Source organism: Pseudorhizobium halotolerans (genome assembly GCF_902153235.2).
Classification (GTDB): Bacteria; Pseudomonadota; Alphaproteobacteria; order Rhizobiales; family Rhizobiaceae; genus Neorhizobium; species Neorhizobium flavum.
Window position 1 is genome coordinate 240,925 of sequence record NZ_CABFWE030000004.1, and the last position, 12,622, is coordinate 253,546.

Below are 12,622 nucleotides of genomic sequence, written 5' to 3' on the forward strand. Positions count from 1 at the left end.
GGAATATGGACGATACCTTTTTCTCGACCTACGCATGGCCGGCACTGGTGATGATCGGGCAGTCGCTGCTCGTTCTCGTCTGCCTCCTGGTCTTCATCGCCTATATTCTCTATGCCGACCGCAAGATCTGGGCCGCAGTCCAGCTGCGTCGGGGACCGAACGTCGTTGGTCCTTGGGGTCTGTTCCAGTCCTTCGCCGACCTCCTGAAGTTCGTCTTCAAGGAGCCAATCATTCCGTCGGGCGCCAACAAGGGCGTCTTCCTGATCGCTCCACTGGTGGCGGTGACCCTGGCGCTCGCCACTTGGGCCGTGATCCCGTTCAACGAGAACTGGGTGATCGCCAACATCAATGTCGGCATTCTCTATGTGTTCGCGATCTCCTCGCTCGAGGTCTACGGCGTGATCATGTCGGGCTGGGCATCGAACTCGAAGTATCCCTTCCTCGGTGCGCTCCGCTCGGCCGCGCAGATGGTGTCCTACGAAGTCTCGATCGGCTTCGTCATCGTCACGGTGCTCCTCTGCGTCGGCTCGCTCAACCTGTCGGACATGGTGTTTGCGCAGAAGGACGGCCTCGGCACGATGATGGGCCTGCCGAACTCCTTCCTCGACTGGCACTGGCTGCCCCTCTTCCCGATGTTCATCATCTTCATCATTTCCGGCCTTGCGGAGACAAACCGTCCGCCCTTCGACCTTCCGGAAGCGGAATCGGAGCTCGTGGCCGGCTACATGGTCGAGTATTCCTCGGCGCCGTACATGATGCTGATGCTCGGCGAGTATGCGGCGATCCTGCTGATCTGCTCGCTGACGACGATCCTTTTCCTCGGGGGGTGGCTGCCGCCTGTCGACATCTGGATCCTCAACTGGGTCCCGGGCATCGTCTGGTTCATCCTGAAGGTCATCTTCATCTTCTTCATCTACTCGATGGTGAAGGCCTTCGTGCCCCGCTACCGCTACGACCAGCTGATGCGGCTGGGCTGGAAGATCTTCCTCCCGCTCTCGCTCGCCATGGTCGTCATCACAGCATTCGTGCTCAAGCTGATGGGATGGGCCTGATGGTCCGCTCCCAGCTGAGCCTCACTGGAGAATAACGATGGCAAGTCTGACACAGGCCGTCAGTTCGCTCTTCCTGAAGGAGTTTGTCGGCGCCTTCTTCCTGTCGATGCGCTACTTCTTCAAGCCGAAGGCGACGGTGAACTACCCGTTCGAGAAGAACCCCGTTTCGCCCCGCTTCCGCGGCGAGCATGCACTTCGCCGCTATCCGAATGGCGAAGAGCGCTGCATCGCCTGCAAGCTGTGCGAGGCGATCTGTCCCGCGCAAGCCATCACCATCGAGGCAGGTCCCCGTCGCAATGACGGCACCCGCCGGACGGTGCGCTACGACATCGACATGGTGAAGTGCATCTATTGCGGCTTCTGCCAGGAAGCATGCCCGGTGGACGCGATCGTCGAGGGCCCGAACTTCGAATTTTCGACCGAGACACGCGAAGAGCTCTACTACGACAAGGCGCGGCTTCTGGAGAACGGCGACCGTTGGGAGCGAGAGATCGCTCGTAACATGGCGCAGGATGCACCCTACCGCTGACACGGTAGTCACCCCCGATGCGGGTGGAGCATAGGACAGATTACTTCCCGGTACGCTGATGCGGCCGGATCAAGCGGGGAGGGGCGGGCTCTTCCTCGATGAAGACGAAAAGGCACCACGATGGCTCTGCAGGCTGTTTTCTTCTATCTCTTTGCGTTCGTCGCGGTGGCGTCGGCGTTCATGGTCATCTCCTCGCGCAATCCCGTGCATTCGGTGCTCTTCCTGATCCTCGTGTTCTTCAACGCAGCCGGTCTGTTTCTGCTGACGGGCGCCGAGTTCCTGGCGATGATCCTGCTGGTGGTCTACATCGGCGCGGTCGCGGTGCTCTTCCTCTTCGTCGTCATGATGCTCGACATCGATTTTGCTGAGTTGCGCGCAGGTGTGCTGCAATATGCACCGGTCGGCATTCTGGTTGGCCTGATCGTCGCTGCGGAACTGATCGTGGTCATCGGCGGTAGCGTGTTGACGCCGCAGGCGGCCGAGGCCATCACCATGCCGATCCCGAACCCGGCGGAGCGGACGAACACGGCAGCACTGGGGGACGTGCTATACACGAACTACGTCTACTTCTTCCAGATCGCCGGTTTGGTGCTCCTGGTCGCCATGATCGGAGCCATCGTGCTGACGCTCCGCCACCGCACGCATATCAAGCGCCAGGATATCTCCAGGCAGGTCGCCCGTAAGCCCGAGACCGCTGTTGAAGTGGTCAAGGTTAAGTCGGGCCAGGGCCTCTGAGGTAGGCGAAGAAGGAATTTGGACATGGAAATCGGTCTCTCCCATTACCTGACGGTCAGCGCCATCCTCTTCATCCTGGGCGTGTTCGGCATCTTCCTGAACCGCAAGAACGTCATCATCATCCTGATGTCGATCGAGCTGATCCTGCTCTCGGTCAACCTCAACATGGTGGCCTTCTCCTCCTACCTGAACGACATCGTCGGCCAGGTCTTCGCATTGTTCATTCTGACCGTTGCAGCCGCCGAAGCAGCCATCGGTCTTGCAATTCTCGTCGTCTTCTACCGCAACCGCGGTTCGATCGCCGTCGAAGACGTCAACGTGATGAAGGGCTGATCGGGTCATGATCTACAAGGCAATCGTCTTCCTTCCCCTGATCGGCTTCCTGATCGCCGGCCTGTTCGGCCGTTCGATCGGCGCCAAGGCTTCGGAATACGTCACCAGCGGCCTGATGGTGATCGTCGCGATCCTGTCCTGGATCGTCTTCTTCAACGTGGCGATGGCCCATGGCGAAGGCCATGAGGTCATCAAGGTCGAGGTGATGCGCTGGATCCAGTCCGGCGGCATCGACATCGAGTGGGCCTTCCGGATCGACACGCTGACCGCCGTGATGTTCGTCGTCGTCAACACCGTCTCGACGCTCGTCCATATCTACTCGATCGGCTACATGCACCACGACCCGCATCGGCCGCGCTTCTTCGCCTACCTGTCGCTCTTCACATTCGCCATGCTGATGCTGGTGACTGCGGACAACCTGGCGCAGATGTTCTTCGGCTGGGAAGGGGTGGGTCTCGCCTCCTACCTGCTGATCGGCTTCTGGTACAAGAAGCCGTCGGCATCGGCTGCGGCCATGAAGGCCTTCATCGTCAACCGCGTCGGCGACTTCGGCTTCCTGCTTGGTATTGCCGGCATCTTCATGCTGTTCGGCTCGATCAACTTTGAGACGATCTTCGCGACCGCCGCCAGCTACCTGCCGGCAGAAGGTGCTGCCGAGGGCGGCGAGGTGATCGCCAATATCTTCGGCCTCGAACTGACGCGCTACGGTGCACTGACCATCGTCTGCCTGCTGCTCTTCATGGGCGCCATGGGCAAGTCGGCGCAGTTCCTGCTGCACACCTGGCTGCCGGACGCTATGGAGGGCCCGACCCCGGTCTCGGCTCTCATCCATGCCGCGACCATGGTCACTGCCGGCGTCTTCCTTGTTGCCCGCATGTCGCCGCTCTTCGAACTGTCGCCGGATGCGCTGCTGTTCGTCACCATCATCGGTGCGATTACGGCCTTCTTCGCGGCAACCGTCGGCCTCGTGCAGAACGACATCAAGCGCGTTATTGCCTATTCGACCTGCTCGCAGCTCGGTTACATGTTCGTGGCGCTTGGGGTAGGGGCCTATGGCGCGGCGATCTTCCACCTCTTCACGCACGCTTTCTTCAAGGCCCTGCTGTTCCTCGGTGCCGGCTCGGTGATCCACGCCGTCGATGGCGAGCAGGACATGCGCTACATGGGTGGGCTGCGCAAGCACATCCCGGTCACCTTCTGGATGATGACGATCGGAACGCTGGCGCTCACCGGCGTCGGCATCCCGGGTACGATGCTCGGCTTTGCCGGCTTCTTCTCCAAGGACGTGATCATCGAGTCGGCCTATGCCTCCCATTCGGCAGCATCCGGCTTTGCTTTCACGCTGCTGGTCATTGCCGCGCTGTTCACGAGCTTCTACTCCTGGCGCCTCGCCTTCCTGACCTTCTTCGGCAAGCCGCGCGCCTCGGCCGATGTGATGCATCATGTTCATGAGTCACCGCAGGTGATGCTGGTGCCGCTCTATATCCTCGGCATCGGCGCTGTCGCCGCCGGCTTCCTGTTCGAAGGCTACTTCTTCGGCCATGAATATGCCGAGTTCTGGAAGGGGGCGCTGTTCACGCTTCCGGAGAACGAGATCCTCGAGGAGTTCCACCACGTGCCGCTGCTGGTGAAGTGGAGCCCGTTTATTGCAATGGCTCTTGGCTTCGTCACAGCCTGGTACTTCTACATCAAGTCGCCGGAGACGCCGCGCCGCCTGGCGGAGTCGCAGAAGGTGCTCTACGAGTTCCTGCTCAACAAGTGGTACTTCGACGAGATCTACGACTTCCTGTTCGTCCGCTCGGCCAAGGCACTCGGACGCTTCCTCTGGAAGAAGGGTGACATCGGCGTCATCGACACCTACGGCCCGAACGGCGTGGCCGCCCGAGTTGTCGACGTGACCCGCAGTGTCGTTCGCCTGCAGTCCGGCTACCTCTATCACTATGCGTTTGCGATGCTGATCGGCGTCGCCGCCCTCGTCACTTGGATGATGCTCGGGAGCTCTATGTAATGACCGACTGGCCAATTCTCTCGACGGTCACCTTCCTGCCGCTCGTCGGCGTGTTTCTCCTCCTGCTGACGCGCGAGGACAGCACCTATGGGCGCCGAAACATCCTGAACGTCTCCCTTCTGACGACGGTCTTCACCTTCGTCGTGTCGCTCTTCATCTGGATCGGTTTTGACAATTCGAACCCGGGATTCCAGATGGTGGAGAAGAGCCCCTGGCTCGGGACCGGCATCTCCTACCACCTGGGCGTCGACGGCATCTCGATGCTGTTCGTCATCCTGACGACGTTCCTCATGCCCTTCTGCGTGCTTGCCAGCTGGCATTCGGTCGAGAAGCGCCTGAAGGAGTACATGATCGCCTTCCTGCTGCTGGAAGTCGTCATGATCGGCGTCTTCGTGTCGCTCGACATCGTCCTCTTCTACGTCTTCTTTGAAGCGACGCTGATCCCGATGTTCGTCATCATCGGTGTCTGGGGCGGCAAGGATCGCGTCTACGCCTCCTACAAGTTCTTCCTCTATACACTCGCCGGTTCGGTGCTGATGATGCTGGCCATCATGGCCATGTACTGGCAGGCAGGTACGACCGACATCGTCGAACTGCTGAAGTACAACTTCCCCGCCAACCTGCAGACTTGGCTATGGCTCGCTGCCTTCGCCGCGTTCGCGGTCAAGATGCCGATGTGGCCGGTTCATACCTGGCTTCCCGATGCGCACGTCCAGGCACCAACCGCAGGTTCGGTCATCCTGGCCGGGGTCATGCTGAAGCTCGGCGGCTACGGTTTCATCCGCATCTCGCTCGCCATGTTCCCGCTGGCCTCGGACTACTTCGCTCCCTTCGTCTTCACGCTTTCGATCCTGGCGATCATCTACACCTCGCTGGTGGCGATGATGCAGGACGACATCAAGAAGCTGATCGCCTATTCCTCCGTCGCCCACATGGGCTTCGTGACCATGGGCATTTTCGCCGCCAACATGCAGGGCGTGCAGGGCGCAATCTTCCAGATGCTGTCGCACGGTATCGTCTCGGGCGCGCTCTTCCTTTGCGTCGGCGTCATCTATGACCGCCTGCATACGCGCGAGATCGCGGCCTATGGCGGGCTGGTCAACAACATGCCGAAATATGCAGTTGCCTTCATGGTCTTCACCATGGCCAATGTCGGCCTGCCAGGCACTTCCGGCTTCATCGGCGAATTCCTGACGGTGATCGGGGTCTTCCAGGTCAATACCTGGGTGGCTCTCTTCGCGGCGACCGGCGTGATCCTTTCGGCGTGCTATGCGCTCTGGCTCTATCGTCGGGTGATCTGGGGTGCGCTGGAAAAGGAAAGCCTGAAGGGTCTCATGGATCTCACGACCCGCGAGAAGCTGATCCTCTACCCGCTGGTGGCGCTGACCATCTTCTACGGCGTCTATCCGGCTCCGATCTTCGATGCGACGGCCGCATCGGTGGATCTGCTTGTGAACAATTACGCCGCCGCCCTGCAGGCTGCGCAAGACCTTGCACTGACCGTGCACTGAGACAGGACATAATCGGACATGAGCTCTGAACTCTTCCTCGCAAGCCTGCAACTATCCATGCCGGAGATCATCCTGGCGGTGGGTGCGCTCGCGCTCCTGATGATCGGCGTCTTTTCGGGCGACCGCTCAGCGCCGACGGTGACGGGCCTTGCCGTTGCACTGCTCATTGCCGCAGGTCTCTGGCTGGTTCTGGCGCCGGGTGAGGGCGAGGCCTATGGTGGCGCATTCCTGCTCGATCCCTTCGCGCGCTTCATGAAGGTCGTTGCCCTGATCGGCTCGGTCACGGCCATGATCATGACCGTCGGCCATGCTCGCTCGGAACAGCTCGATCGCTTCGAATTCCCGGTCCTGATGGTTCTCGCCACACTCGGGATGATGCTGCTGATTTCCGCCAACGACCTCTTGGCGCTCTATCTCGGCCTCGAGTTGATGTCGCTGTCGCTCTATGTCTGTGCCGCCATCAACCGTGACAGCCTTCGCTCGACGGAATCTGGCCTGAAGTACTTCGTGCTCGGCTCGCTCTCCTCCGGCATGCTGCTGTACGGCTGCTCGCTGGTCTACGGCTTCACCGGCAATACCGGGTTCGACGAGATCGCCGCCGTCCTGTCGGCCGAAACTCGTTCATTGGGCCTCGTCTTCGGCCTCGTCTTCGTGCTGGCCGGCGTCTGCTTCAAGATCTCTGCCGTTCCCTTCCACATGTGGACGCCAGACGTCTACGAGGGTGCTCCGACCCCGGTAACGGCCTTCTTCGCCGCCGGTCCGAAGGTCGCGGCCATGGCCATCCTCGTGCGCGTCGTCTCCGAGGCCTTCATGCCGATCGTTGCCGACTGGCAGCAGATCCTCGTCTTCGTCTCGATCGCATCGATGCTGCTTGGCTCCTTCGCCGCTATCGGCCAGCGCAACATCAAGCGCCTGATGGCTTACTCCTCGATTGGCCACATGGGCTTCGCGCTGGTGGGCCTTGCCGCGGGCACAGAAACGGGCGTTTCGGGCGTCATCCTCTACATGCTCATCTACATGGTCATGACGCTTGGCACCTTCGCCTGCATTATGGCCATGCGCCGCAAGGAGGGCGAGAACGTCGAGAACGTCGATGACTTAGCCGGTCTTGCCTCGACCAAGCCCTTCATGGCGGTTGTCCTGACGGCGCTGATGTTTTCCATGGCCGGCATCCCACCGCTTGCCGGATTCTTCGCAAAGTACTTCGTGTTCATCGCGGCTATCGAGGCGAAGCTCTACGCGCTCGCGATCATCGGCGTGCTGACATCCGTGGTCGGCGCCTATTATTACCTGCGCATCGTCAAGCTGATGTGGTTCGATGAAGCGACGGGAGAGTTTGCGCGGATTGCCGGCGAGCTTCGCCTGGTCTTCGGTCTGTCGGGCCTCTTTGTCACCGCCTATGTCCTCTTCGGCGGACCGGTCGGCAACGCGGCAAATGCCGCGGCGAAGTCCTTCTTCTGAGGATGGCGAGATCATCGGGACGCTTCTCGATGGAGGCGTTCCGCCACGAGACCCTCGGCGACGTCGGCTCCACCAACACCGAATGTCTTGCCCGTGCAAGGGCAGGGGACCCCGGCGGCCTTTGGCTGACGGCAAAGCGCCAAACCAGCGGCCGCGGACGGCGCGGCAGGACCTGGACGTCCGAAGCCGGCAACCTCTATGCCTCGCTTCTACTCGTCGATCCGGCGCCGATGGAGCGACTGGGTTCGCTTCCCCTCGCTGTTGCGCTCGCGGTCCATGCGACCATCAGGGCCGTCCTGCCGCCGGGCGCCGATCCGGTCGAGGTCAAGTGGCCGAACGACATCCTGATCGGGCGCCGGAAGACCTGCGGCATCCTGATCGAGGCTGAGAAACTGCTCGATGGAAGGCAGGCGCTCGTCATCGGGATCGGGATCAATATCCGACACATGCCTGAAGGTGCGGCCTATCCCGTCACACGCCTGGAAGATCACGGTTGTCATGCCTCTCCTGAGGAGGTGTTTGCGCATCTTTTCAATCGGATGGCAGAGGTTCTGGAATCATGGGATGAGGGCCGAGGCGTGGCGGAGATAAGCCGGCGCTGGCTGGATGCCGCATGCGGAATCGGCGAGGCCGTCACGGTGAACCTTCCCGACCGCTCGCTTTCCGGCAGGTTTGCAGGCATTGACGCGCAAGGGCTGCTGCAGCTCGAAACCCGCAGCGGACAGGTTTTGTCGATTGCCGCCGGTGATGTATTCTTCGCAAGAACGGAATAAGGACGTTATGGCTAGACAGGAAGAACTGGTGTTTTTGCCGCTCGGCGGTGTCGGCGAGATCGGCATGAACCTGGCGCTCTATGGCTACGGCTCGCCCGGCAAACGCCAGTGGATCATGGTCGATTGCGGCGTGACGTTCGCCGGTCCGGAGTTGCCGGGTGTCGACCTCATCCTGCCGGACATCCGCTTTCTCGCCAAGGAGCGCGAGAACCTCAAGGCGATCATCATCACGCATGCCCACGAAGATCACTACGGTGCATTGAACGACCTGTGGCCGGGCCTCAACGTCCCGGTCTATGCCTCGGGCTTCACCGCAGGCCTGCTGGAGGCGAAGCGCAATTTCGAGGGTAGCCGAGCCGATATTCCCGTGACGCCCTTCAAGGCCGGTGACCGGATTTCCGTGGGGCCCTTCGATATTGAGGCGCTGGCGGTCAATCACTCCATTCCCGAGCCGATGTCTCTGGTGATTCGCACGCCGCTTGGAAACCTCGTCCATACCGGTGACTGGAAGATCGATCACGCGCCCTCGCTCGGGCCGCTGACGGACGAGGCCCGCTTTCGCGCCGTTGGAGACGAAGGCGTGCTCGCCTTGATGTGCGATTCAACCAATGCCAACCGCGAAGGCATCTCTCCGTCCGAGGAGGAAGTCTCCGAAGGCCTGCGGAAGATCATCGAGAACGCCGAGGGGAGGGTGGCGATCACCACTTTCTCGTCGAATGTCGGCCGCATACGGTCCATCGCCCATGCCGCCCATGCGGCGGGCCGCGAGGTCCTGCTGCTCGGCAGTTCCATGAAGCGGGTCGTAAACGTCGCTCGGGATATCGGCCTGATGGAGGGGATAAAGCCCTTCATTGCCGAAGACGAGTATGGCTACATTCCCCGCGACAAGGTCGTGGTGGTCCTGACTGGAAGCCAGGGCGAACCCCGGGCGGCGCTTGCCAAGATCGCCCGGGACGAGATGCGCAATGTATCGCTGGCGGCTGGTGATACTGTCGTCTTCTCGTCGCGGACGATCCCCGGCAACGAAAAGCCAATCCTGGAGATCATGAATGGCCTGATCGACCAGGGCGTGCATATCATCACCGATGCCGATGCGCTGGTGCACGTGTCCGGGCATCCGCGCCGCAACGAGCTCGTGAAGATGTACGAGTGGACGCGCCCGCAGATCCTGGTCCCGGTTCATGGAGAAGCAGCGCACCTGACCGCGCAGGCGGAACTGGGTGCGCAGTCTGGGATTCCGAACATCCCGCGCGTGCGCAACGGCGACATGCTGCGGATTGCGCCGGGCCCTGCCGAGGTCATCGATCAGGTGCCGCATGGGCGTATCTTCAAGGACGGAAAGCTGATCGGCGACCTGGAAGAGATGGGCATCGGCGACCGGCGCAAGCTGGCCTATGTAGGCCATGTCTCCGTCAACGTGCTGCTGGACAGCCGCTTCGATTTCCTCGGTGATCCGGATCTTGTTGCTTTCGGTTTGCCGGAGTTCGACGAGGAGGGCGAGGATATGGAGGATACACTGTACGACGCCGTGCTCGGTGCGGTGGAGAGCATCCCGCGCGCCCGCCGCAAGGACCTTGAGACATTGCGCGAAGCGATCCGCCGGGCCGTACGCGCGGCCGCCAACGAGGCGTGGGGCAAGAAGCCGGTGGTCACGGTTTTCGTCAACAAGGTCTAGGAGGACGTCATGCTCGGTCGGGTCAACCACATCGCCATTGCTGTGCCGGACCTGGCGCAGGCGACGGCAACCTACCGGGATGTGCTCGGTGCGCGCGTTTCGCCGCCCCAGGCGCTTGCGGAGCACGGGGTGACGGTGGTCTTCGTCGAACTGGAAAACACCAAGGTCGAACTGCTGGAGCCGCTGGGCGCCGACTCGCCGATAACCGCCTTCCTGGAGAAGTCGCCGTCAGGAGGCATGCACCACATCTGCTATGAAGTGGACGATATCCTGGCTGCCCGTGATCAGCTCAAGGCGAGTGGCCTCCGCGTGCTGGGAGACGGCAATCCAAAGATCGGGGCGCATGGAAAGCCGGTGCTTTTCCTGCACCCGAAGGACCTCAACGGGACGCTGGTAGAGCTCGAGGAGGTGTGACACTCCGTCCGTCCCGGCAGGTTTGAGGTCGCTGGGGTTTGTCGCTATAAGCGCAAGGCCCACAGGGAAGCCCCGGATGTCGTTTCTTTCATTCTTCGCCGTCTACTTCATCATCTGGTGGATCACGCTTTTCGCCGTGCTTCCGCTCGGCATGCGCTCGCAGGGTGACGAAGGGGACGTGACTCTGGGGACGGTGGAGAGTGCGCCGGCGCAGTTTCGCGCAGGGCGCGTCCTTCTTCTGACGACGGTAATATCGGCGGCAATCTACGCGGCCTGGTTCGCAGCCTCGAACTATTTTGGGATCAGCCTCGGCAATCTTCCTCGGGTCGTTCCGGAATTCGGATAGGACCCAGGATGCGAGCAAAAAAAAACAAGGCCGTGAGGCCTTGTTTCCAGTTTCGCGTGATCCTTACCGTTTCCGGGGCTGCGACAAGCGCGCCTAAGATCTGATCCTCCCAAGACTTGACCGCGAGGTCGGCAAGAATTTGATCTCCTTGCCTCTTTTATGGGCTGAAGCTAGCCCAAAGAATGGGCCTTGTCACCTGCTTTTTTTGCATTTTTGCTACACTGGAACATTATTTTCTTGTTGACGAAAGTGTCGCAGCTTTGTCACAAATCCGCTCTTCCAGTGTACATTTTCGATCGGCGAGGGCCTCCCTTCAACTTGAGGGGACGGACCTGCGAGCGGGTTTCCATGGCCCGGCGAAACCGCTATGAACGCAGCCAACCAGCTTCAAAAACGCGATTCCCGGTGGGGACGTCGAAACCTCGGAACATTCCATGCGCCTATCCCGCTACTTTATGCCGATCCTGAAGGAAAACCCCAAGGAAGCGGAAATCGTTTCTCACCGTCTGATGCTGCGGGCCGGGATGATCCGCCAGCAGAGCCAGGGCATCTATTCCTGGCTGCCGCTCGGCAAGCGTGTCCTCGACAAGGTCAACAGGATCATTCGCGAAGAGCAGGACCGCTCCGGCGCAATCGAGCTGCTGATGCCGACGCTGCAGTCAGCCGAACTCTGGCAGGAGAGCGGCCGCTACGACGACTACGGCAAGGAAATGCTGCGCATCAAGGACCGGCAGGAACGGCCGCTCCTCTACGGTCCGACGAACGAGGAGATGATCACCGACATCTTTCGCTCCTACATCAAGTCCTACAAGAACCTGCCGCTGAACCTCTACCACATCCAGCTCAAGTTCCGGGACGAGATCCGCCCCCGCTTCGGCACCATGCGTTCGCGCGAGTTCCTGATGAAGGATGCATACTCCTTCGATCTGACGCAGCAGGACGCGATCCACTCCTATAACAAAATGTTCGTCGCCTATCTGCGCACGTTCGCACGGCTGGGGCTGCGGGCCATCCCGATGCGCGCCGATACCGGTCCGATCGGCGGCAATCATAGCCACGAATTCATCATCCTCGCCGAAACGGGCGAGTCGGAAGTCTTCAGCCACAAGGACTTCGTTAATTTCGAAATTCCGTCCGAAGACACTGATTTCGACGACGTCGCTGGGCTGCAGGCCATATTCGACAAGTGGACCTCGGTCTACGCAGCGACGTCGGAAATGCACGATGCCGCGGCGTTCGATGCGATCCCGGAAAGTGACCGCCTGTCCGCGCGCGGTATCGAGGTTGGCCACATCTTCTATTTCGGCACGAAGTATTCCGAGCCTATGGGGGCCAAGGTGCAGGGGCCGGATGGCAAGGAGCATCCCGTACACATGGGTTCCTACGGCATCGGCCCGACGCGCCTTGTTCCCGCCATCATCGAAGCCTCGCATGACGAGAGCGGAATCATCTGGCCGGCCTCCGTCGCACCGTTCGATGTCGTGGTCATCAACATGAAGCCGGGCGACGAAGCCTGCGACCGGCTTTCGGAGAACCTCTACGCAGGCCTGGGCAAGGCCGGCAAGGATGTCCTCTATGATGATACGGATGACCGCGCCGGCACCAAGTTCGCGACGGCGGACCTGATCGGCGTGCCGGTCCAGGTCATCATCGGCCCGCGTTCGGCGGCGAGCGGCGAAGTCGAGGTCAAGGACCGCAAGACCGGCGCCCGCGAGGTGATGACGCTGGAAGCTGCAATGAACAGGCTGGCCGGCTAAGGGCGCTGCAGCCCGAAGGACGACGAGT

General features: G+C 61.0%; 12 protein-coding genes. All 12 read left to right on the top strand.

Features of this window, described 5'->3' with window-relative positions; translation table 11 throughout:
* Positions 1-5 precede the first annotated feature (5 nt).
* The 12 genes from nuoH to proS all read left to right on the top strand — a co-directional run bounded on the left by nuoH (position 6) and on the right by proS (position 12,594).
* On the top strand, positions 6-1,052 hold the full coding sequence (nuoH, locus tag FN060_RS04485; RefSeq protein WP_142587033.1) for an NADH-quinone oxidoreductase subunit NuoH: 1,047 nt from the start codon (positions 6-8) through the stop codon (positions 1,050-1,052).
* A 37-nt stretch (positions 1,053-1,089) separates the two neighbouring features.
* On the top strand, positions 1,090-1,581 hold the full coding sequence (nuoI, locus tag FN060_RS04490) for an NADH-quinone oxidoreductase subunit NuoI (RefSeq protein ID WP_052637913.1): 492 nt from the start codon (positions 1,090-1,092) through the stop codon (positions 1,579-1,581).
* Positions 1,582-1,701: 120 nt separating this feature from the next.
* Positions 1,702-2,316 (top strand): NADH-quinone oxidoreductase subunit J, encoded by a 615-nt coding sequence (locus FN060_RS04495; RefSeq protein WP_052637914.1) that lies wholly within the window; start codon positions 1,702-1,704, stop codon positions 2,314-2,316.
* A gap of 24 nt (positions 2,317-2,340) precedes the next feature.
* The gene (gene nuoK / locus FN060_RS04500; protein ID WP_052637915.1) at positions 2,341-2,649 is read left to right on the top strand and encodes an NADH-quinone oxidoreductase subunit NuoK; all 309 of its coding nucleotides are present in this window, start codon (positions 2,341-2,343) and stop codon (positions 2,647-2,649) included.
* 7 nt (positions 2,650-2,656) lie between these two features.
* Positions 2,657-4,657: an NADH-quinone oxidoreductase subunit L gene (nuoL, locus tag FN060_RS04505; protein ID WP_142587034.1), complete on the top strand. Its 2,001-nt coding sequence runs from the start codon at positions 2,657-2,659 to the stop codon at positions 4,655-4,657.
* Positions 4,657-6,168, top strand: a complete 1,512-nt coding sequence (locus FN060_RS04510) for an NADH-quinone oxidoreductase subunit M (protein ID WP_142587035.1) — start codon at positions 4,657-4,659, stop codon at positions 6,166-6,168. The genes nuoL and FN060_RS04510 overlap by 1 nt, the downstream gene beginning before the upstream one ends.
* A gap of 18 nt (positions 6,169-6,186) precedes the next feature.
* Positions 6,187-7,629, top strand: a complete 1,443-nt coding sequence (gene nuoN / locus FN060_RS04515) for an NADH-quinone oxidoreductase subunit NuoN (protein ID WP_142587036.1) — start codon at positions 6,187-6,189, stop codon at positions 7,627-7,629.
* Positions 7,630-7,631: 2 nt separating this feature from the next.
* The gene (locus FN060_RS04520; protein ID WP_142587037.1) at positions 7,632-8,402 is read left to right on the top strand and encodes a biotin--[acetyl-CoA-carboxylase] ligase; all 771 of its coding nucleotides are present in this window, start codon (positions 7,632-7,634) and stop codon (positions 8,400-8,402) included.
* Positions 8,403-8,409: 7 nt separating this feature from the next.
* On the top strand, positions 8,410-10,077 hold the full coding sequence (locus tag FN060_RS04525) for a ribonuclease J (RefSeq protein WP_142587038.1): 1,668 nt from the start codon (positions 8,410-8,412) through the stop codon (positions 10,075-10,077).
* A gap of 9 nt (positions 10,078-10,086) precedes the next feature.
* Complete coding sequence (mce, locus tag FN060_RS04530; RefSeq protein WP_142587039.1) at positions 10,087-10,491, top strand: methylmalonyl-CoA epimerase; 405 nt, start codon at positions 10,087-10,089, stop codon at positions 10,489-10,491.
* 76 nt (positions 10,492-10,567) lie between these two features.
* Entirely contained in the window at positions 10,568-10,837 is a 270-nt protein-coding gene (locus FN060_RS04535) for a DUF1467 family protein (protein WP_142587040.1), read from the top strand.
* A gap of 434 nt (positions 10,838-11,271) precedes the next feature.
* A complete protein-coding gene (proS, locus tag FN060_RS04540) occupies positions 11,272-12,594 on the top strand; it encodes a proline--tRNA ligase (RefSeq protein WP_142587041.1) in 1,323 nt (440 codons plus the stop codon).
* Positions 12,595-12,622: the final 28 nt, after the last annotated feature.